The sequence below is a fragment of the Sphingomonas sp. LHG3443-2 genome (assembly GCF_049896405.1).
In the GTDB taxonomy this organism is placed as follows: Bacteria; Pseudomonadota; Alphaproteobacteria; order Sphingomonadales; family Sphingomonadaceae; genus Sphingomicrobium.
Map to the genome: position 1 here is coordinate 240,165 of NZ_JAFCUG010000001.1, position 19,685 is coordinate 259,849.

The window sequence follows — 19,685 nt, forward strand, 5'->3', positions numbered from 1 at the left end:
GCATGATCTCACCGATCTCCGCATTGCGGCGAAGATAGGCGTCGCGCTTGCAGGTGTCGGTGTCGCATCCGCGCAGGCGAGTAAGGAAGCTCTCGCGCGAAGCCATCAGGCGCGCCTTTTTGGCCGCGGTTCCGAAGCGGAAGCTCTGGTCGGTCAGCAGTTGCAGATGCCGTTCAGCGGCGCCAGATCGACCTGCGGACCGGCTTGAGCCGAAGCCTCCGACGCCGTGCGGCTTTCGCTACGCGGCGCAACGGGCGCTGCCTGGCGCTCGGGCGCGAGCTGCGGCTGGCGCCGTTGCGGCACGTCCGTCTCGGCGCTTCGGGTCGGAAGCCGCGCCGGCGCACTGACCGGCGGCGGCGGGGCGACCACCACCGGCCGCTCGACTTCGGGCTCGCTGGCGCCCGGCAGCGGCGGCACCGGCCTTTCCACCTCGATCCGGCGGTGCATCGCCGCGCGGTCCTCGACCGGGCGGATTTCAGGCTCGCCCACCGCCGAGGTGGCCGGACCGGGCGATGACGCGACCTTGGGCGAGTTCGGCGACACAAGCTGCGGTGTCCCAAGCGCCCACCAGCCGAGCCCCACCGTGCCTGCCGCCAGCAGCAGGAACAGATTGCGACCCGCCGCACCCCCGCGCACCCGCGGGCCGGTGGCGATGGCGCCGCCCGGCTGGAACCGCGCTTGCCGCGCCTCGTCATAGGCCGCCCGGCGCGCCGGATCGCGCAGCACTTCCCAAGCCGCGGTCACCGCCTTGGCCTGCGCAGGGTCCGCTTCCGCGCCGCCACCGTCCGGATGATAGCGCCGCATCAGCGCGAGATACGCGCTGCGGATCACCACTGGATCGGCCTCGGGATCGACGCCCAGGGTGCGATAGTGGCTTGTCATCGCGCCCGGCCGTTCAGCCCCGCCGCTCGAGCGCGGCTTCGGCCTCGGCGACCAGTTCGGCGATGATCTCGGCGGTGGGCTGCTCCTTGGTCACCATGCCGACCGACTGGCCCGCCATCACGCTCCCGGTCTCGACATCGCCGTCGATCACCGCGCGGCGCAGCGCACCCGCCCAATAATGCTCGATCTGAAGCTGCGCCTCGGCCATCTCGAGCCGCTTGCTGTCGAGATGCTCGGCAATCTCGCGCTGCTTGGCGGCAAAGCGCTCGGTTTCCTTGTTCTTGAGCGCGCGGACCGGGATCACCGGCAAACGCGGGTCGATCTGGATGCTCGGCACCGCGTCACGCGCGCTGGCGCGGATGAAGGCTTTCTTGAAGTTGGCATGGGCGATGCTTTCGCTCGCACAAACGAACCGGGTGCCAAGCTGCACGCCCGACGCCCCCATTTCCAGATAGGCCGCGATCGCCTCGCCGCGGCCAATGCCGCCGGCAACGAACACCGGGATATCACCCGCGACATGCGGCAGGATCTCCTGCGCCAGCACGCTGGTCGAGACCGGGCCGATATGGCCGCCCGCTTCCATGCCCTCGATCACGATGGCGTCAGCACCCGAGCGGATCAGCTTCTTTGCCAGGCTCAGCGCCGGGGCAAAGGCGATCAGCTTGGCACCCGTCCCCTTGATGCGGTCGATCGCTCCGCTCGGCGGCAGCCCGCCGGCCAGCACGATATGCCCGACCCCATGCCGCCCGCAGACCTCGATCAGCTCGGTCAATTGCGGATGCATGGTGATGAGATTGACTCCGAACGGCTTGTCCGTCCGCGTCTTAGTCTCCGCGATCTCGGTGTCGAGCAGCTCGGGATTCATTGCCCCGCAGGCGATCACGCCGAACCCGCCGGCATTGCTGATCGCCGCGACGAGATTGCGCTCCGAGACCCAGCTCATCGCCCCGCCCAGAATCGCGTAGCGCGTGCCCAGGAACTCGGCGCCGCGCGCCATCAGGGTATCGAGACGGCTCAAGCGACACGCTCCTGGTCGAGGCCGAAGGCGGTATGCAGCACCCGCACGGCCAACTCGGTGTAGGCTTCGGGGATCAACACGCTGACCTTGATCTCGCTGGTAGTGATGGCGAGGAGGTTGATCCCCCGCTCGGCCAGCGTGTCGAACATCTTGGCCGCGATCCCGGCGTTGGACCGCATCCCCACACCCACCGCGCTGATCTTCACCACGTCGGTATCGGTCAGGATATCGGCGAACCCGGCTTCGTCTTTGATCTTCTCAAGCTCGGCGACGGTCTCGGGCAGGCTCGCGGTCGGCACCGTGAAGGTGAGATCGCTCGGCTCGCCAGACCGCGCCACCGACTGCACGATCATGTCGACGTTGATATTGGCCGCGGCCAGCGGGCGGAAGATCGCCGCCACCGCGCCCGGCCGGTCGGGCAGGCCGCGCAAGGTGATCCGCGCTTCGTTCAAGTCATGGGCGATGCCCGTGATGATGTTGCGTTCCATGTTCGTGTCCTCGACCGCCTCTTCCCCGGCGATAAGCGTGCCCGGCCGGTCCTCGAACGAGGACAAGACCTTCAAGGGCATATTGAAGCGCATGGCGAGCCCGACCGAGCGGGTCTGCAGCACCTTGGCCCCGACCGAGGCGAGCTCCAGCATCTCCTCGTAGGTCACCATGTTGAGCTTCGCCGCCCGCGGGACGATGCGCGGGTCGGTGGTGTAGACCCCGTCAACGTCGGTGTAGATGTCGCAGCGGTCGGCCTTCATCGCGATCGCAAGCGCCACCGCCGACGTATCCGATCCGCCGCGGCCGAGCGTCGCCAGCGCGCCTTCGCCGGTCACGCCCTGAAAGCCCGGGATCACCGCCACCCCGCCCGCCGCGAAGGCGCGGTCAAGCACGGCGACGTCGATATCCTCGATCAGCGCTGACACGTGCCCGGACGCGCGGATCGGCAGCTGCCAGCCCATGTAGGAGCGGGCCTTCACCCCCATGCCCGAAAGCGTGATCGCCAACAGGCCGCTGGTCACCTGCTCGCCGCTGGCCACCACCACATCATATTCGCGCGGGTCGTAGAGCGGCGCGGCCTCGCGGCACATCTGCACCAGCCGGTCGGTCTCGCCCGCCATCGCCGAGACCACCACCGCTACCTCGTGCCCTGCCTCGACCTCGCGCTTCACCCGCTCGGCGACGGAGCGGATGCGCTCCATCCCGGCCATCGACGTGCCCCCGAATTTCATCACGATGCGGGCCATGGGTCGGGCGGCAATCCTTGGGTTGGAAGGGCTTGCCTGTTAGAGGCGCGTGATGGTCGAAACAAGCACGAGCACCAGCGAAGGCTTCGCCGGAGCGACAACAAGCATCCGTCCCGAGGAAGCAAGCCACTTCGGGGCGATGGCCGCCGACTGGTGGGACCCCAAGGGCAGCTCGGCCATGCTGCACAAGCTGAACCCGGTCCGCCTCGGCTTCATCCGCGAGGCGATCGACGGCCACTTCGCCGCCGACGAACGCGCTCTTCGTCCCCTTGACGGCCGCACCGCGCTCGACGTGGGCTGCGGCGCGGGCCTGCTCGCCGAGCCGCTCGCCCGCCTCGGCGCCCACGTCACCGGAATCGACGCCGCGCCCGAATTGATCGAAGCCGCTCGCACCCATGCGGGCCAAACCGGGCTCGCCATCCGCTATGTTGCGGGTGAAGTCGCCGCGCTCGAAGGCCAATATGACCTCGTGACCGCGCTTGAAGTGATCGAGCATGTCGCTGATCCCGCCGGCTTCATCCGCAGCCTCGAACAGCGCCTGGCGCCAGGCGGCCTCCTGGTCATGAGCACGCCGGCCCGCACTGCCTGGTCGCGGCTCCTCACCATTACGCTTGCCGAAGGCACCGGCCGGATCCCGCGTGGTACCCACCATTACGACCAGTTCCTCAGCCCGGAGCAGCTGACCGCCCTGCTGGCCGACGCGGGCCTCGCCGTCACCGCAACCCGTGGGATCGCCTTCAGCCCGGCGCGCGGATTGCACCTCAGCCAGGACCTCAGCCTCAACTATCTGGTGGCGGCGACCCGGCGCTAACCATTCGTTAGCCTGATCGAGATTAGTAACATCGCGAACTGTCGAAATATCGATGGAGTCGCTCGTGCCGGGCACCGAACAAGCCGTCCAAGTACCCGAACATCCTGCCCGCGAGGAACGCCGTCCCGTGGCCCTGAGCGGCTGGCTGGTCCGCAACGGCGAGGAGCAGGCGCACGACTTCTTCATCGACAACCTGTCCTACGGCGGCTGCAGGATGCAATCGGCGGCGCGGCTGTCGCGCGGAGACGAGATCCATCTCACCGTGCTGCGCCGCGGCGCCATTCCCGGCACGGTGCGTTGGCACAATGCGTACGGCATCGGCGTCTCCTTCAAGCCGGTCGAGCCCGACCGGATCGAGCGCCCACGCAAGGTCGCGCGCGTGCCGCTCCAGACCGAGCTGGTGGTCCGCCAGGCCGGCCGCCGCGCCCGTGTGCTGGAGGTCAGCGACTTCTCACGTTTCGGCTGCTGCCTCACTTTTGAAGACGCGCCGTTCGAAGGCGAATGGGTGTGGGTGGCCCTACCCGGCCTCGCCCCCGTGCAAGCGCGCGTGCGCTGGACCGAAAGCCGCAAGGCAGGGGTGGAATTCGTTCAGCCCGTTTACGAGGCGGTGTTCGACCTGCTGCTGGTCCGCTGGGGCGTCACCGCCGCTTGAAATCGTGAGGCTTAGTCGTCCGACGCAGAATTGGGCGCCCGCTGCTCCAGCCACTCCGACAAAGGCGCGAGGCCATCGACCAGCGGAAAGGCGACCCCCGCCTCGCGTCCCGACACCCACCGCAATTCGCCCTTGATCGGCGGCAGGTCGGGAATCTGTACGATCACCCGCTCGGCCGGCACAATCGGGCAGCCTGTGCGCAGCTTGACTCCGCCATGGGACGCATTGTCGAGATAAGCGGCATATTGGCGGTTGCCGATCCGCACCCGCACCGGGCAGCGCACCTCGCGCCGTTCGAACCGCCGCGGCTTGAAACCCTCGCCCCGATCCTCGTTCGCCTCCTCGGCATCGAGGCCGGCGCGAACGATCTTCTCCATGAACATGACAGGGCCCCCTACAACCGAGCGGGCTCAGCCTATTCGCCAAGCCTTCAAGAGGGGCTTGCCCATCATGGTTAGCGAAGCCTTCCGAATCGGGAGGGGCTAGAGCTCCAGCACCAGCGCGCCGAGCACCGGCACCGCCGCCCAGACCCTGCTCAATTCGTCCAGCCGTGCGCGAATGGCATCGACATGCGTTTCGCTGACCGCCATCGCCGCATGGCCGCGTGCAGCGCAGGCATGATCATAAGCGGCGAGCAGCTCGGCCGCCGGCACCCGCCCGCCCCACATCTCGGCCTGAAAACATTCGACCAGACGCTCGACCGCTTCCTCCTCGGCCCCGCCGCTGGTGGTGAAAGCCGCCGGCGCGCCGTTCGCAACAAGTCCAAGAAAGCCGTGCCCGACGACGCTCTCCACCGCATAATGAACCATGTCGTGCGGGATAATGCCCTGCTTCGGGCACTCGATCCGCTCGTCCGCACGGCCACCGCGCTCGATCAGCAGCGCGTCATATTTGCCGGCACCCTTGGTGAAGGTCAGCCGCATCACCGCGCTTAGAAGTCGACCTTGTCGTAATGCTGCGGCGGGACGATCACTTCCATCCGCTCGCCGAGCAGCGGGCGGAATGCCGGCCGGCTTTTCATCACGCTATACCAATCCTTGGTCTGCTTGTGCCCGCGCCAGTCCACCGCGCCGAGATAGTCGATCACGCTCAGATGGGCGGCGGCGGTAAAGTCCGCCAAACTCAGCGCTGGCCCGGCCAGCCAGCGGCGATGATCGAGCAGATAGTCGAGATAATCGAGATGGTTGTTCCCCACCCGCATCGCATCGCGCAGCACCCGCGTATCCGGGCTTTCCTTGCTGACCAGGCGCTTTCTCATCCGTTCCACCATCAGCGGCTCGACCACTTCGCGAAACAGCTTTTCGTCGAACCATTCGGTCAGCCGCCGGATCTCGGCCCGCTGCGCCGCGTCGCCGTGGATCATCGGCACCTTGTCGACCGTCTCCTCGAAATATTCGGCGATCGGCTGGCTGCCGATCAGGACGATGTTGCGCTCGGTCTCGACCAGCACCGGGGTCTCGCCCGCCGGGTTGAGATCAACGAACTCGTCCCGCCGCTCCCACGGATTTTCGCGCACCAGCTCGGCCGGCACGCCCTTCTCGGCCATGACCAGCCGGACCTTGCGGGAAAAGGGGCACAGGGGAAATTGCAGGAGCTGCCACATGGCCCCGGCTTTAACGCGGGTTCACCATGGGGCAAGGCGAAGCTACAGCGTTTCGCATGACCCGCCGAAAGAAGTCGCATCAATCCTCCCACGGCAGCGCCAATCGCCCGCGCTTCTGGGGCCGCCACGCCGTCGCCGCCGCGCTCGACAATCCCGATCGCCGGGTACTGAAAGCCTGGGCGACGCAGGAAGCCGCCACCTTCATGAACTTCCCGCCCGAGGTCATCCTGACCCGCGCCGAAGTCACCGACCTCGCCCGCCTCGTGCCGAACGACGCGCCGCATCAGGGCGTGGTGATCGAGGTCGAGCCGCTGGAAGACATCTGGCTTGGCGACATCCTGTCGGAAGCTGACGAGAAAGCGACCCTGCTGGTGCTCGATCAGGTCACCGACCCGCACAACGTCGGCGCCATCCTCCGCTCCGCCGCGGCGTTCGGGGCGATCGGGATCGTGACGCAGGATCGCCACTCACCCCCCGAAGGCGGCGCGCTGGCCAAGGCCGCTTCCGGCGCGCTCGAGCGGGTGCCGTGGATCCGCGTCGTGAACCTTGCCCGCGCGCTGGACGAAATGGCCGAAGCCGGCTTCTGGCGCATCGGCCTTGCCGGCGACGCCAAGTCGACGCTGGGTGAAGCGCTGGGGCCCCCGCGGGTGGCGATGGTGCTCGGCGCCGAAGGCCCCGGCATGCGCCAGAACATCCGCGAGCATTGCGACGCGCTGGCAAGGCTTCCGATCACCGACGCGGTGGAAAGCCTCAACGTCTCCAACGCCGCCGCCATCGCCCTTTACGCGGCAAGCCAGGCCTGATGGTCCACACGGTCGAAACAATGGCCGAGGCGTTGGCCCACCTCACCGCCGCGGAGCCTGCCTTCGTGCCGGTGATCGACCGTCTCGGCCCCCCTGGCCCTCGCAGCTCCGAACGCGGCACCGCGGCGCTCCTTCGCACCATCGTTGGCCAACAGGTCAGCGTCGCTGCTGCCCGCTCGATGTGGGACAAGCTGACTGGCGCCTATGGCGACCCGCCCAATCTTCATCGCCTCGCAGCCGCTTCCGACGAGGAACTCCGCGCGCTCGGCCAGTCGCGGCAGAAGGCGGGCTACCTCCGCAGCCTTGCCACCCTCACCCTGTCAGGCGAACTCGACCTCGACCATTTGCCAGAAGACAATGAAGAGGCGATCGCCCTCCTCACCAAGGTCAAGGGCATCGGCCGCTGGTCGGCGGAGATCTACCTGCTGTTCGCCGAAGGTCGCCCCGATGTATTCCCTGCCGGCGACCTCGCGGTCCAGATCGAGCTTGGCCGCCTGCTCGGCACCGAGGCCAAGCCTGCCGAAAAGTGGCTGCGTGAGCGGGCGCAAAGCTGGGCTCCTTACCGGGGTGCGGCGGCGGTGCTGGCGTGGCACAGCTACAATACCAAGGTCCTCTAAGGTCATCATGTCGCGCCTGATCGTCGCCATCGGCGGAACCACCCGCCCGGACAGCAGCACCGAACGGGTGCTCGGCCTCGCCGCCGACGCCGCGCGCTGCAACGGCGCGGAGGTCAAGGCGTTCGGCGGCGCCTACATGGCCGGCCTGCCCCATTATCGCGGGCCCGACTGGAGCCCGGACAATGGCCGCGAGATGATCGAAGCGGTCCGCGCCGCCGACGGCATCCTGCTGGCGACACCCGGCTATCACGGCACCGTCTCGGGCATGGTCAAGAACGCGATCGACTATCTCGAGGAACTGGCAAACGACAGCCGTCCTTATCTGGAAGGGCGCCCGGTGGGCCTGATCGTCACTGCCTTCGGCCACCAGGCCGCCAACAGCTCGATGACCACGCTCCGCACCATCGCCCACGCCCTGCGCGGCTGGCCGACCCCGTTCGGCGCGGCGCTCAGGATCGGGCCGGACAGCTTCGACGAGCACGGCCGCTTCCTCGACCAGGACTGCGCCGCCCAGCTTCGCCTGGTCGGAAGCCAGGTCGCGCACGCCGCAGGGCGGCTTTAGCCGAGGCTCGCCTTCAGCGCCGCCAGGCAGTCGCTGTCGAGCGCCGACCCTGCTTCCTTGTCCATGATCCCCAGCGCTTCCTCCACCGGCAGCGCGGCGCGATAGGGCCGGTCCGATACCAGGGCGTCGAAGAAATCGCAGGTGGTGATGATGCGCGTATCCATGCCGATCGCGGCGCCCGGCAAGGCAAGCGGATAGCCCGTCCCGTCGAGCCGCTCATGGTGCGCCGCGGCGACATCGGCCATGTCCGCCAGCGCCCCGATCCGCCCGAGAATGGCCCGCGTATGCACCGCATGATCGCGCATCGATTCCCATTCGCGCTCGTCCAGGCTGCCCGGCTTCTCGAGGATCGCGCTGGACACGCCGAGCTTGCCGACATCGTGCAACACGGCCGCCCGCCGGACCCACCGTGCGCCATGCTGGTCGTGGCCAAGCGTCACCGCCATGCGATGGCTGAGCGACCCGACCCGCAGCGAGTGCCCGGCGGTGAACGGGCTCTTGGCGTCGATCACCTGTCCGAACGCGTCGGCGATGTCGTCGAGATACTCCTCGTCGAGCGAGCCGGCGGCTTCCTCAGGTGCCAGGCGGACCACCCGCGCTTCAACCGTGGGTGACTGCAGCACGGTCCAGAAGCTCGAGGCTACGCTTGCCGCTTCAAGCGCGCGGACCAAGGCGGGATCGAACCACAGCCCGCTGCGCCGCCGGACCTCGTCCATCGCCGCCTGCGGCCCGGCGTGGCCGTGGAACACATCCACCACCTGCGCCAGCAGCGCGATGCGCGAGGCAAGCGGGATGGCCTCTCCCGTCAACCGCCCTGGCCGGCCCGACCCGTTCCAATGCTCGTCGAGATGGTAGATGCCGGCGCATACCTCTTCGCTGAACCGCAGCCGCCGCGCGATGTCGGCGCCGCGGGTGCAGCGTGACAGGATCAGCTCCTGCGCGATCCCGTCTCCGTTGCGCAGGATGTTGCCGATCGCCGCCGCCCGCCGTGCCAGCGGCTGCCCCTTCGCCGTCTTGCTGAACACGAAATGCAAGGTCGCCGCGAGGCTGGTGCCGACCGTCTTGTAGCCTTGCTTGAAAGCACGGTCGTCGGCCGCGTACAATTCGCAGATACGGGCGGCATTGCTGCTGCAGCCAAGGTCCTTCAGCAGCAAGGTGTAGTAAAGGTCGGCGAGCTCCGTCCGCCCAAGGCCAAGTTCGCGGCCGACCTGCATCCCGATCCAGCAGGCGCGAATGCAATGGCCGGCAGGCTGTCCTTCGGTCAGGTCAAGCGCGTAGCTGAAGGCGGCAATGACCTCGGCCCGGGTGGCGATAGGAACGACGATCGGCTGGTGCAGCATCCCGCACCTTTAGCGTGCCTGCGTGATGGATCGTTTAGCAAAGGCAGTTAACGCCCTTCCAATACGATGCGGAGACGCGCCCTGCGATGTTGCGTTTCTGCCGGTGGGCCGCTTCTCAGTAGGCAACGGGCTGATTAGGATGGGCGTTAGTGGCGGTTCGAACGAGAACAGGCTTTGCAATCGTCGCGGCGTGCCGCTGCGGCCGGCAGATGTCCAAAGCCGAACGGGAGATGGCATGTGACAGAGCAGGGCTCCGGAGCGCCCGACATGACTGAAGAAGCACCTCGGGTCTCGACCGGAAGCGAGGGCCTCGACGACATCCTGGGCGGCGGTCTCGATCCCAGCCGGTTGTACCTTTATGAAGGCCGCCCCGGCACCGGCAAGACGACGATCGCGCTCCAGTTTCTCCTGGACGGAGTGAAGAAAGGCGAACGCGTCCTCTACATCACGCTGTCTGAAACCGAGCGGGAACTCAGGCTGGTCGCAAGACGCCACGGATGGTCACTCGACGGGGTCGACATCTTCGAGCTGGTGCCACCTGAAACGACGCTCGACCCAGAGCGAGAGCTGACGGTATTTCATCCCGCTGAGGTTGAGCTCAGCGAAACCACCAAGCTGATCTTCGATCAGGTCGATGCCATCAATCCGACCAGGGTGGTGTGCGATAGCCTGTCAGAGCTGCGGCTCCTGGCGCAAAGCCCGCTGCGATATCGCCGCCAGGTGCTGGCCGTGAAGCATTACTTTGCGCAACGGAACTGCACCGTGCTCCTCCTCGACGACCTTGCGTCCAAGGGCGAGGACCTGCAGCTCCATTCCATTGCACACGGGGTGGTTCTGCTGGAGCAGCTCGCCATCGACTACGGCGCTGAACGGCGCCGGCTGCGGGTCATGAAGATGCGCGGCATAGCGTTTCGTGGCGGTTATCATGATTTCACGATCAAGCGCGGCGGCCTTGTTATCCACCCGCGACTGGTTGCGGCCGAGCATCACACGACCTTCGTCGGCGATTTCACCTCGAGCGGCAACGCCGAACTCGATCAGCTGCTGGGCGGCGGTCTGGAACGGGGCACCAACGTCCTCCTGATCGGCGCTGCGGGTGTTGGCAAATCCTCGCTGGCGCTGACCTACGCGCTCGCGGCTGCGGACCGGGGCGAGCACGCCGTTTTCTTCGCCTTCGACGAAGGCAGTGGCACCCTTGAAGCTCGCGCGCGAACGCTTGGCCTGCCGCTCGATGAGAAGCTCGAAAAAGGATCGATCCGATTTCAGCAGATCGATCCTGCTGAGCTGTCGCCGGGCGAATTCGCCGCCAATGTCCGGCGCAGCGTGGACGTCGACGGCGCGCGGGTCGTCATCATCGATAGTCTCAACGGCTACATGAATGCCATGCCGGATGAGCGATTCCTCGTCCTGCAGATGCACGAGCTTCTGAGCTATCTTGGACAGCAGGGCGTGCTTACCATTCTGGTCCTCGCTCAACATGGGCTGGTGGGGCCGATGGAGACGCCGATCGACATCAGCTATCTTAGCGACGCGGTGCTGATGCTGCGCTACTTCGAAGTCAACGGAACCGTCCGCCGCGCCCTGTCCGTCGTCAAGAAGCGCAGCGGAGACCATGAGAAAACCATTCGTGAGTTTCGGCTCACGAAGGAGGGCATCAACCTTGGCCCTCCCCTTGTCGGCTTCCATGGCATCTTCGCCGGATCCCCGACCTATCACGGCGAAGATGCCTCGCTAATGCCGGTCGGCATGCATGAGCGGGACTGAACCTTCCGAGAACCGTATCTTGGTTTTCGCGCCGATCGGGCGCGATGGGCCGGCGTCCGTTGAGCTCTTCACGCGTGCTCGCCTCCAAGCGGCGCTCTGCTCCGACCTGCCCGAACTGATCGCCGCCATCGGCGATGACGTCGGTGCGGTGTTCATCGCCGAGGAAGGGCTGTTCGGACGGGATCTCAAGGCCTTGCTGGACCGGGTATCGAAGCAGCCGGCCTGGTCTGACCTGCCGTTCGTCATGCTCACCAGCCATCAGGAACAGCATGCCGTTGCCGAGTGGCGCCGCAGGGTCACCAACGGGCTGGGCAATGTCTCGCTGCTCGAACGGCCGGTTCATCCGATGACGCTGACGAGCGCTGTCCGCTCGGCGGTGCGGGCCCGGCAACGTCAGTTCGAAGTGCGGGATCTGCTCGCCGCCCGGGAGCGTGCGGCGCAGGAACTGGAAGGTCTGGTCGCAGAGCGAACAAGCGCACTCGAGGCGGCGAACGAGGAACTGCGCCGACAGATAACCGAGCGGGCGCGGGTTGAGGAGAGCTTGCGGCATGCCCAGAAGATCGAGGCGATCGGCCAGCTGACCGGCGGCGTCGCCCACGACTTCAACAACCTGCTGATGGTGATCTCAGGCGGGCTCGACATGCTGGACCGGCAGTCGGATCCCGCCCGCCGGCAGCGTCTGATGGACGGCATGAAGCAAGCCGCGCAGCGCGGTACCGGCCTGACGCGGCAGCTTCTTGCCTTTTCCCGGCGCCAGGAGCTCAAGCCGGAGCCGATCGACATCGGGCGACAGATTGGCGGGATGCGCGAGTTGCTCGACCGCAGCCTGCGCGGCGACGTTCACGTATCGCTGGAGATGGCGGACGACCTGTGGGCCATCGAGGTCGATCCGGGCGAACTCGAACTGGTCGTGCTCAACCTCGCCGTTAACGCCAGGGACGCGATGCCAAGGGGCGGGACCATCATCGTCCGGGCCGAAAACGCTGCGGGTCTGTCGGATGATGACCTTGCCGGGGATTACGTCCGCTTGTCGATCATCGACACCGGGGAAGGCATGGCTCCGGATGTAAAGGAGCGGGTCTTCGAGCCCTTCTTCACGACCAAGGAAATCGGCCGCGGCTCCGGCCTCGGCCTGGCCCAGGTCCACGGCTTCGCCAAGCAATCCGGCGGAACCGTGCGGATCGATACCGAGATCGGAAAAGGAACCAGCATCACGCTCTTCCTGCCGCGTTCGCACAAGGCGCCCAAGCCCGCCGACCGCAACCTGATCGATCTCACCGTCGCTCGGCAGCCGGCGTCCAGCAAGGGCGCCGTGCTGCTGGTCGAAGACGATGAGGAAGTCGCGGTCCTTGTCGCTCAGATGCTCCAGCACCTCGGCTATGAAGTCACCAGGGCGGCAAGCGCCACGGCAGCACTTGGCGCGTTGGCAAATGGCCGCTCGATCGACCTCGTGCTGTCCGACATCATGATGCCCGGCGACCTCAATGGGGTCGAACTCGCACGCGAGGTTCAACGAAGGAGGCGCGGCCTTCCTGTCCTCCTAACCAGCGGCTACGCCGAGGCAGCAGCTGGCGAGGCGCAGGAGATCGGGGTCAGGATCCTGCCGAAGCCCTATCGCATCGACGACCTACGCGCTGCTCTGGACCAGGCGTTAGCTTCTGCGGCCTGATCATCGCGGCAGCGCCGGCTTGGGGGAGCGGGATGATGGAGCGGGTGAAGGGAATCGAACCCTCGTCGTAAGCTTGGAAGGCTTCTGCTCTACCATTGAGCTACACCCGCATTCCGTCCGAGCAGCCCCAGGAGGCCGCTCGTGCAACGATGCGGGGCGATTGCCACGACAGGGGCACGCTGGTCAACAGAGCTTCACGTGCCTCACGACGTCCAGTTGCCGCCCAAGGCCCGGAACAGGTCGATCTGCGCGCTGGCGATCCGCGCATCGCTCTCGGTCAGCGCAGCCTCGGCGTCGGCAAAGGTGCGTTCGGCGTCGAGCAGTTCGAGCGAGCTGTTGGCCCTCGCGCTGCAAGGCCCGCACCCGCCGCACCACGGCTTCCGCCTGCACTTGCGCCGCGGCAAGCGCGGTGCGCCGCTCCTGCGCCCGCTGATAGGCGGACAGCGCGCTCTCGGTTTCCTGCAGGGCGGTGAGGACGCTGCCGTCGAACTCGGCCAGCGCCGCCTGGGTGTCGGCCTCGCTCACCGCAACCCGGTCCCGAGCGGCGGACCGGTTGACGGTCCAATTGAGCAGCGGTCCGACCAGCCAGCTGACCGGATTGAACAGGTTGGAGAGGCTGGTCCCGCTGCCCCCCGCCGATCCGCCCAGCGTGATGCGGGGATAGAGATCGGCCGTGGCGACCCCGATCCGCGCGGTGGCGGCGGCCAGCCGTCGCTCGGCTGCCCGGATATCGGGCCGGCGGGCGAGCAGCCCCGCGCCATCGCCGACCGGGATTGGCTGCTCGAGCTTGAGGATGTCGCTCCGCACCGCAGCGATCGCGGGCAGCTCACGCGGTGCCCGCCCGGTCAGGGTCGCGAGCCGCAGCAACGCGGCCGTCCGCTCCGCCTCCAGCAACCGCACCTCCGCCCGCCGCTGATCGCGCAGCGCAGCGATGCGCGCGGTGTCGAGCCCGGTGGCAAGCCCCACCACCCGCCGCCGCTCGGTCAGTCGCAGCGAGCGGTCGAGCAGCGCGACGATGCGCTGCGCCACCGCAATCCGTTCGGCCGCCGACGCCGCGTCGGCATAGGCCCGCGTCGTGTCGGCAACGACCAGCACCCGCACCGCATCGGCTTCGAAGGCCGCCGCCGCCGCATCGCCGCGCGCCGCTTCCACCGAGCGGCTGATTCGGCCGGCGAGATCGACTTCATAAGCGACGCTCAGCCCGGCATCGAGCTGAAGGTCCGTGTCATTCTGCCCGGCCGCAATCCCCTGCGGCGAGCGGTCGACCTGCGCTCCGGCGCCGACCCCGACCTGCGGCTCGCGCGCCGACCGGCTTTCGCGCAGCAGCGCCCGCGCCCGTTGCAGCCGTGCCACCACCAGCCGCACATCGGTGTTGGCGGCAAGCGCGTCGGTCACGAGGCCGTCGAGCACCGGATCGCGGTACAACCGCCACCAGTCGCCCGCCGGCTGCGCGGTGCTGACCAGCGGGGTTGCCGAGCCGAGGAACGGCGCCGCCGCCGCGCCAGGCACCGGCCTTGCAGCATAGTCGGGACCGCTGGCGCACGCGGCAAGGGTGAGCGCGGAGGCGGCAACAAGCATCAGTCGCTTGGTCATGGCAAAGCTCCTCATTCCGCCGGCAGCGGCGCCGGGGCAGCTGCCGAGCGACCACCGCGCAGGCGGCCGATACGTTCGGCCAGCGCGCGGCAGACGACATAGAAGGTGGGGGGTGAAGATGAGGCCGAACGCGGTCACGCCGAGCATCCCGAAGAACACCGCCGTGCCCAGCGCCTGGCGAAGCTCCGCGCCCGCACCTTCCGCGATCAGCAGCGGCACGGAGCCGAGAATGAACGCGAAGCTGGTCATCAGGATCGGCCGCAAACGGTCCCGCGCCGCCCGCACCGCGGCCTCGACCGGGGACATGCCCGCCGCCTCGTCCTGCTGCGCGAATTCGACGATCAGGATGGCGTTCTTGGCCGCCAGCGCGATCAGCACCACCAAGCCGACCTGCGTCAGGACATTATTGTCCATGCCGCGCAGGTTCACGCCCGCCATCGCCGCCAGCAGGCACATCGGCACGATCAGGATGATCGCCAGCGGCAGCACCAGGCTTTCGAATTGCGCCGCCAGAACCAGGAACACGAACAGCACCGCCAGCCCGAACACTAGGGTCGCCGTGCTTCCCGCCGCTTTCTCCTGATACGCGACGCCGGTCCATTCGGTGCGGAAGCTCGCCGGCAGCTGTGCCGAGGCGATGTCTTCCATCGCCTGCAGCGACTGGCCCGACGAATAGCCGGGCGCCGTGTCGCCATCGATCTCGACCGCCGGGAAGCCGTTGTAGCGCGACACGCGGTACGGCCCGGTGCGGTCCTCGACGGTGGTGACCGACCCGATCGGCACCATCGCGCCGGAGTTGGAGCGGGCGCGCAAGTTGGCGATATCCGCTTCGCTCGCCCGCGCATCGGCCTCTGCCTGCGCAGTCACCCGGTAGGTGCGGCCCAGCAGGTTGAAGTCGTTGACGAACGCCGACCCCAGATAGACCTGCAGCGCTTCGAAAATCCGCTCCGGCGGCACGCCCAGCATGTCGGCCTTGCCGCGGTCGACATCGGCATAAACCCGCGGGGTCGAGATATCGAACAGGGTATGGACCTGCTTCAACCCCGGGGTTTGATTGGCCTTGCCGATGATGCCCCACGACAGCCCGGACAGTTCGGCGAAGCTGTGCCCGCCGGTGTCCTGCACCATCATCCGGTAGCCGCCGGCCGAGCCGATGCCCTGGATCAAGGGCGGCGGAATGATCAGCAGCCGTGCTTCGTTGATGTCGGCGGTGCGCTTTTTCGCCTCGGCCATGATGGTGGCGAGATGGCGCCGAGCTTCTTGCGCTCCTCGAAGGATTTGAGCGGCACATAGGCGGCCGCGGCATTCGGCACCTGCGTCTGCGACGCGCCGTCGAAGCCCGCCAGCATCACCGCGCCTTCGACGCCTTGATCGGCAGGATGCGGTCGGCGACCTTGCGCAGCACCTCGTCGGTGCGTTCCAGCGACGTTCCCGGCGGCAGCTGCACCACCGTCAGGAAATAGCCCTGGTCCTGCGCCGGGATGAACCCGGTCGGCGTGATCGAGAACAGCCCCACGGTCAGCGCGATCAGCACCGCATAAGCCGCCATCATCCGCTTGGGCGCGGCGACCAGCCGGCGGGTCAGCCGCGCATAAGCTTCGCTGAACCGTTCGAACATCCGGTTGAAGGCGTCCCCAGCCCGTTCTGCCAGCGCGGCAAAGCGGTTCTTCGCCGGCTCATGCCCGTGCGGCTTCAACAGCAGCGCGGCCATCGCCGGCGACAGCGTCAGCGACAGCAGCAGCGAGATCAGCGTCGCGGCTGAGATGGTCACCGCGAACTGGTGATAGAAGGCGCCCGACAGGCCGTTCAGGAACAGCGTCGGCAGGAACACCGCGCACAGCACCAGCACGATCGCCACCAGCGCGCCCGCCACCTCGTCCATGGAGGTGCGCGCGGCGTCGAGCGCCGTCATGCCCTTGGCGAGGTTGCGCTCGACATTCTCGACCACCACGATCGCGTCATCGACCACGATCCCGATCGCCAGCGCCAGCCCGAACAGCGACAGGTTGTTCAAGGAATAGCCGACCATCTGCAGCACCGCGAAGGTGCCGATCAGCGACACCGGAATGGCGATCACCGGCACCACCGCCGCGCGCCAGCGCTGGAGGAAAACGATGATCACCAGCACGACCAGCAGGATCGCTTCGAACAAGGTCTTGCCGACCTCGTCGATCGACTGGGCGATGAATTCGGTCGGGTTGTAGATGACTTTGTACTCGAGGCCTTTGGGGAAGGACTTCGACGCCGACTCCATCTCCTGCTTGACCAGTTCGGCGGCGGCGAGGGCGTTCGAGCCGGGGCGCTGGAACACGCCCAAGAGCACGGTCGGCTCGCCCGACAGATAGGTGTTGGAGGCATAGTCCGCGGCGCCGAGCTCGACCCGTCCGACGTCCGACACGCGCACCTGCCGCCCGTCGGCATCGCTGCGGATGATGACGTTGGCGAACTGCTGCGGATCGGTCAGTCGGCCCTGCGTTTCGACATTGAGCTGGTAGGCGGCGCCCGTCGCATAAGGCGGCTGGCCGAGCGTGCCGGCGGCGACCTGGACGTTCTGCGCTCGCAACGCGGCGACGATCTCTCCCGCCGTCAGGTTGAGCGCGGCGGCACGGTCGGGATCGATCCACACCCGCATCGCATAATCGCGCGCGCCGAACAGCTGCACGTCGCCGACGCCGTCCAGCCGCGCCAGGCGATCGCGCACCTGCGTCAGCGCATAGTTCGACATATAGCCGCGATCGAGCGAGCGGTCGGGCGACACGAGGTTCACCACCATCAGGAAGTCGGGCGACGTCTTGCGGGTGATGACACCCAGCCGCTGCACTTCCTGCGGAAGGCGCGGGGTGGCGACCGCGACGCGGTTTTGCACCAGCACCTGCGCGGCGTTGAGGTCGGTCCCCTGCTTGAAGGTGACCGTGATGGTCAGCCGCCCGTCCCCGGTCGATTGCGACGACATGTAGAGCATGTTGTCGACGCCGTTGATCTCCTGCTCGATCGGCGCGGCGACCGTCTCGGACCGTTTCGGCCGACGCGCCGGGATAGCTGGCGTTCACCGTTACCGTGGGCGGCACGATGTCCGGATATTGCGATACCGGCAGGCCGAAATAGGCGATGGCGCCCATCACGGTGATCAGCACGGCAATCACCGCCGCGAAGATCGGGCGCGTGATGAAGAAGCGTGACAAACGCATAGGTGTTCTCCCCGCCCGCGCGCACGGGCGCCGGACGGCTGGAAGGAAAGTGGGTCTTAGCGGGTGGCGAAGGTGGCCGAGCCCGCGGGCGGCGGCGCCTGCGGAGCCGAAGCCGTCGCCGCCGCGGCCTTGATCGCGCCGGGGCGGACCTGCACCTTCATTCCCGGCATCGCTAGCTGCGCCCCGCTGATCACGATGCGGTCGTTGGGCTCGAGGCCCGAGCGGATCACCCGCAGGCCGTCGATCAACGGTCCGGTCACCACCGCCCGCGGCGCCAGGCTGCCGTCTCGGGCCACCACCGTCACCACCTTGCGTGCCTGATCGGTCGTGACCGCGGCGTCCGGCACCAGCAGCGCGGCGCGCGATCCGCCCGCCGCGAGCCGGAGATTGCCGAACATGCCCGGCGTCAGGAAATTGCGGCCATTGTCGATCACCGCCCGCAGGCGGATCGTCCCCGACCTCGTGTCGAGCCCATTGTCGGTAAAGTCGAGCCGCCCGCGCCAGCGGAACTCGGTCTCGTCCTGAAGCCGGATCAGCACCTCGCTCGGTGCCTCGCCATTCTCCTGCGCGCGCCGCGCCTTGAGATAGAGCGCTTCCGACGCGTCAAAGGTGAAATACATCGGGTCGAGCGCGTTGATGGTGGTCAGCGGCGGCGCCTGCCCCGCACCCTCGCCGGTGACGAGATTGCCCGCATCGATCCGCCGGTCGGAAATCCGCCCGCTGATCGGCGCCCGGACCTGCGTGAACCCGACGTCGAGCTGGCGCGAGCGGACCCGCGCATCGGCTGCGGCCAGCGAAGCTTGCGCCGCCTGCACCCGCGCGCGGAGCCGGTCGACATCGCTCCGCGACACCGCGTCGACCTCTAGCAGACGCTGCGCCCGCGACAGGTCGGCTTGCGCGAGATTAAGTTCGCTCCGCGCTCCCGCCACCGCCGCGCTCGCTTCCGCCAACGCGGCGGCAAACGGCCGCGGGTCGGTGGTGAAGAGCAGCTGCCCCTGGCGGACGTACGAACCGTCCTTGAAATGCACGCCGACGATCGCACCCGACACGCGCGGGCGCACCTCGACCGAGCGGCTGGCTTCGAAGCGGCCGGAATAATCGTCTCACTCCGCAACCTGGCGGACCAGCGGCTGCGCGGCGGTCACGGTGACCGGCGGCGGGGCAGCATTGGCCTCGGGTCCGCCCGGGCGACCGAAGGCGATGCCGGCGACCAGCGCCAGCGGGACAAGGCCAAGCGCGATTTTCTGGCTGCGATTGAGCCGGGACAGACCGGCGGGCGGTGCGATGGGGGTCACGCGTTCATCCCTCTGAGGGTGCGACGGCGCGTTCATCGACCGCGTCCCGAACGACGGTTCGACGTCGCGCGCTTGGCGATGCTGGCCTGGACCAGCTCATAATGATCGAGGCTGAATCCCTCGGCCAGAAACGCTTGCAGCTCGCTCTTGGGCACCTTCCACCCCTGCCGCCAGGCGAACACCGCCACGCGGCGCAGCACTTCCAGCCGCGGGTTGGCAAGCTTGCTCGGCCGGTGCAGCCCGAACAGGCTTTCCAGCGCCGCCGCGATCCGGCCGGGCTCGCGCAGGCTGGCGATGGTGTCACGCTCGGCCAGGGCGACCACCGACCATTCCAGCGCCGACAACCGGGGCTCGGCGACCCTCGCCGGCGCGGCGGTCTCGACCGGCACAAGGCGCGGCTTGGCGAACGGCAGGGCGGCGGGGGCGGGCTGATGCGGCCAGGCGGTGATGGGCTGAGAGGCCATGAGTTATTCCTTTCGAAGGCGCGGCAGATCGGTTCCCGGAGCACGCGGGCTCGGGAGCAGGCAGGGCAATGAGTGGGCGAGCAGCGACCGTGGCTGCGACGCAAAAACGCGCGTCGGCCTGCAACCAAGCTGCGGAAATGTTGAGCGGGTTCGAACCCCGCTTAGCGGGTGTCGAGAACCTTGTCGGGC

At 67.7% G+C, this 19,685-nt stretch carries 18 protein-coding genes, 1 tRNA gene and 1 pseudogene; 7 read left to right on the plus strand and 13 right to left on the minus strand.

Translation table 11 applies throughout. The features are described 5' to 3' along the window. Nucleotides 1-153: 153 nt before the first annotated feature. The 3 genes from ACP69Z_RS01065 to ACP69Z_RS01075 are packed head-to-tail and all read right to left on the minus strand — an operon-like array spanning nt 154 to nt 3,135. Nucleotides 154-882 (minus strand): J domain-containing protein, encoded by a 729-nt coding sequence (locus ACP69Z_RS01065; protein ID WP_426265707.1) that lies wholly within the window; start codon nt 880-882, stop codon nt 154-156. Nucleotides 883-895: 13 nt separating this feature from the next. Beyond that, nucleotides 896-1,879, minus strand: a complete 984-nt coding sequence (locus tag ACP69Z_RS01070) for an NAD(P)H-dependent flavin oxidoreductase (protein ID WP_426268019.1) — start codon at nt 1,877-1,879, stop codon at nt 896-898. Between the two features lie 17 nt (nt 1,880-1,896). Beyond that, a complete protein-coding gene (locus ACP69Z_RS01075) occupies nt 1,897-3,135 on the minus strand; it encodes an aspartate kinase (protein WP_426265708.1) in 1,239 nt (412 codons plus the stop codon). A 52-nt stretch (nt 3,136-3,187) separates the two neighbouring features. On the opposite strand from ACP69Z_RS01075, the gene ubiG reads away from it, so the two are divergent. Beyond that, complete coding sequence (ubiG, locus tag ACP69Z_RS01080) at nt 3,188-3,946, plus strand: bifunctional 2-polyprenyl-6-hydroxyphenol methylase/3-demethylubiquinol 3-O-methyltransferase UbiG (protein ID WP_426265709.1); 759 nt, start codon at nt 3,188-3,190, stop codon at nt 3,944-3,946. A gap of 52 nt (nt 3,947-3,998) precedes the next feature. Then, nucleotides 3,999-4,598 (plus strand): PilZ domain-containing protein, encoded by a 600-nt coding sequence (locus tag ACP69Z_RS01085; RefSeq protein WP_426265710.1) that lies wholly within the window; start codon nt 3,999-4,001, stop codon nt 4,596-4,598. Nucleotides 4,599-4,609: 11 nt separating this feature from the next. Here ACP69Z_RS01085 and ACP69Z_RS01090 read toward each other — a convergent pair whose 3' ends face one another. The 3 genes from ACP69Z_RS01090 to ACP69Z_RS01100 all read right to left on the minus strand — a co-directional run bounded on the left by ACP69Z_RS01090 (nt 4,610) and on the right by ACP69Z_RS01100 (nt 6,201). Beyond that, nucleotides 4,610-4,975, minus strand: a complete 366-nt coding sequence (locus ACP69Z_RS01090) for a PilZ domain-containing protein (RefSeq protein WP_426265711.1) — start codon at nt 4,973-4,975, stop codon at nt 4,610-4,612. Nucleotides 4,976-5,080: 105 nt separating this feature from the next. Further along, complete coding sequence (locus ACP69Z_RS01095; protein WP_426265712.1) at nt 5,081-5,521, minus strand: hypothetical protein; 441 nt, start codon at nt 5,519-5,521, stop codon at nt 5,081-5,083. 8 nt (nt 5,522-5,529) lie between these two features. Next, nucleotides 5,530-6,201: a glutathione S-transferase family protein gene (locus ACP69Z_RS01100; RefSeq protein ID WP_426265713.1), complete on the minus strand. Its 672-nt coding sequence runs from the start codon at nt 6,199-6,201 to the stop codon at nt 5,530-5,532. Nucleotides 6,202-6,257: 56 nt separating this feature from the next. Between ACP69Z_RS01100 and rlmB the strand changes: the two genes are divergently transcribed. Genes rlmB through ACP69Z_RS01115 form a run of 3 tightly spaced genes read left to right on the plus strand, consistent with a single transcriptional unit; the run spans nt 6,258 to nt 8,183 of the window. Continuing rightward, complete coding sequence (gene rlmB / locus ACP69Z_RS01105) at nt 6,258-7,004, plus strand: 23S rRNA (guanosine(2251)-2'-O)-methyltransferase RlmB (RefSeq protein WP_426265714.1); 747 nt, start codon at nt 6,258-6,260, stop codon at nt 7,002-7,004. After that, the gene (locus ACP69Z_RS01110) at nt 7,004-7,621 is read left to right on the plus strand and encodes a DNA-3-methyladenine glycosylase family protein (protein ID WP_426265715.1); all 618 of its coding nucleotides are present in this window, start codon (nt 7,004-7,006) and stop codon (nt 7,619-7,621) included. Before rlmB ends, ACP69Z_RS01110 begins: the two co-directional genes overlap by 1 nt. A 7-nt stretch (nt 7,622-7,628) precedes the next feature. Next, on the plus strand, nt 7,629-8,183 hold the full coding sequence (locus tag ACP69Z_RS01115) for an NADPH-dependent FMN reductase (RefSeq protein WP_426265716.1): 555 nt from the start codon (nt 7,629-7,631) through the stop codon (nt 8,181-8,183). On the opposite strand, the gene ACP69Z_RS01120 is transcribed toward ACP69Z_RS01115, so the two are convergent. Beyond that, nucleotides 8,180-9,523, minus strand: a complete 1,344-nt coding sequence (locus ACP69Z_RS01120) for an HD-GYP domain-containing protein (RefSeq protein ID WP_426265717.1) — start codon at nt 9,521-9,523, stop codon at nt 8,180-8,182. The two genes, ACP69Z_RS01115 and ACP69Z_RS01120, sit on opposite strands and share 4 nt — an antisense overlap. Nucleotides 9,524-9,790: 267 nt before the next feature. Here ACP69Z_RS01120 and ACP69Z_RS01125 point away from each other — a divergent pair, with 267 nt between their 5' ends. Both ACP69Z_RS01125 and ACP69Z_RS01130 read left to right on the plus strand, forming a co-directional pair. After that, complete coding sequence (locus tag ACP69Z_RS01125) at nt 9,791-11,287, plus strand: ATPase domain-containing protein (RefSeq protein ID WP_426268020.1); 1,497 nt, start codon at nt 9,791-9,793, stop codon at nt 11,285-11,287. A gap of 19 nt (nt 11,288-11,306) precedes the next feature. Further along, entirely contained in the window at nt 11,307-12,956 is a 1,650-nt protein-coding gene (locus tag ACP69Z_RS01130) for an ATP-binding protein (protein ID WP_426265718.1), read from the plus strand. A 36-nt stretch (nt 12,957-12,992) separates the two neighbouring features. Here ACP69Z_RS01130 and ACP69Z_RS01135 read toward each other — a convergent pair. The 6 genes and pseudogenes from ACP69Z_RS01135 to ACP69Z_RS01160 all read right to left on the minus strand — a co-directional run bounded on the left by ACP69Z_RS01135 (nt 12,993) and on the right by ACP69Z_RS01160 (nt 19,496). Further along, nucleotides 12,993-13,066 (minus strand) — tRNA-Gly (locus tag ACP69Z_RS01135). Between the two features lie 73 nt (nt 13,067-13,139). After that, a complete protein-coding gene (locus tag ACP69Z_RS01140; RefSeq protein ID WP_426265719.1) occupies nt 13,140-14,564 on the minus strand; it encodes an efflux transporter outer membrane subunit in 1,425 nt (474 codons plus the stop codon). Beyond that, nucleotides 14,561-17,737: pseudogene (locus ACP69Z_RS01145) on the minus strand (efflux RND transporter permease subunit). The gene ACP69Z_RS01140 and the pseudogene ACP69Z_RS01145 overlap by 4 nt, the downstream one beginning before the upstream one ends. A gap of 56 nt (nt 17,738-17,793) precedes the next feature. Next, the gene (locus tag ACP69Z_RS01150) at nt 17,794-18,798 is read right to left on the minus strand and encodes an efflux RND transporter periplasmic adaptor subunit (protein WP_426265720.1); all 1,005 of its coding nucleotides are present in this window, start codon (nt 18,796-18,798) and stop codon (nt 17,794-17,796) included. A gap of 42 nt (nt 18,799-18,840) precedes the next feature. Beyond that, the gene (locus ACP69Z_RS01155) at nt 18,841-19,032 is read right to left on the minus strand and encodes a hypothetical protein (protein WP_426265721.1); all 192 of its coding nucleotides are present in this window, start codon (nt 19,030-19,032) and stop codon (nt 18,841-18,843) included. Between the two features lie 32 nt (nt 19,033-19,064). Further along, a complete protein-coding gene (locus ACP69Z_RS01160; RefSeq protein ID WP_426265722.1) occupies nt 19,065-19,496 on the minus strand; it encodes a hypothetical protein in 432 nt (143 codons plus the stop codon). Nucleotides 19,497-19,685 lie beyond the last annotated feature (189 nt).

Coding starts and splice junctions, on each gene's coding strand:
- ACP69Z_RS01065 (WP_426265707.1), bottom strand. CDS start 882: ATGACAAGCCACTATCGCACCCTGGGCGTCGATCCCGAGGCCGATCCA.
- ACP69Z_RS01070 (WP_426268019.1), bottom strand. CDS start 1,879: ATGGCGCGCGGCGCCGAGTTCCTGGGCACGCGCTACGCGATTCTGGGC.
- ACP69Z_RS01075 (WP_426265708.1), bottom strand. CDS start 3,135: ATGGCCCGCATCGTGATGAAATTCGGGGGCACGTCGATGGCCGGGATG.
- ubiG (WP_426265709.1), top strand. CDS start 3,188: ATGGTCGAAACAAGCACGAGCACCAGCGAAGGCTTCGCCGGAGCGACA.
- ACP69Z_RS01085 (WP_426265710.1), top strand. CDS start 3,999: ATGGAGTCGCTCGTGCCGGGCACCGAACAAGCCGTCCAAGTACCCGAA.
- ACP69Z_RS01090 (WP_426265711.1), bottom strand. CDS start 4,975: ATGGAGAAGATCGTTCGCGCCGGCCTCGATGCCGAGGAGGCGAACGAG.
- ACP69Z_RS01095 (WP_426265712.1), bottom strand. CDS start 5,521: ATGCGGCTGACCTTCACCAAGGGTGCCGGCAAATATGACGCGCTGCTG.
- ACP69Z_RS01100 (WP_426265713.1), bottom strand. CDS start 6,201: ATGTGGCAGCTCCTGCAATTTCCCCTGTGCCCCTTTTCCCGCAAGGTC.
- rlmB (WP_426265714.1), top strand. CDS start 6,258: ATGACCCGCCGAAAGAAGTCGCATCAATCCTCCCACGGCAGCGCCAAT.
- ACP69Z_RS01110 (WP_426265715.1), top strand. CDS start 7,004: ATGGTCCACACGGTCGAAACAATGGCCGAGGCGTTGGCCCACCTCACC.
- ACP69Z_RS01115 (WP_426265716.1), top strand. CDS start 7,629: ATGTCGCGCCTGATCGTCGCCATCGGCGGAACCACCCGCCCGGACAGC.
- ACP69Z_RS01120 (WP_426265717.1), bottom strand. CDS start 9,523: ATGCTGCACCAGCCGATCGTCGTTCCTATCGCCACCCGGGCCGAGGTC.
- ACP69Z_RS01125 (WP_426268020.1), top strand. CDS start 9,791: ATGACTGAAGAAGCACCTCGGGTCTCGACCGGAAGCGAGGGCCTCGAC.
- ACP69Z_RS01140 (WP_426265719.1), bottom strand. CDS start 14,564: ATGAGGAGCTTTGCCATGACCAAGCGACTGATGCTTGTTGCCGCCTCC.
- ACP69Z_RS01160 (WP_426265722.1), bottom strand. CDS start 19,496: ATGGCCTCTCAGCCCATCACCGCCTGGCCGCATCAGCCCGCCCCCGCC.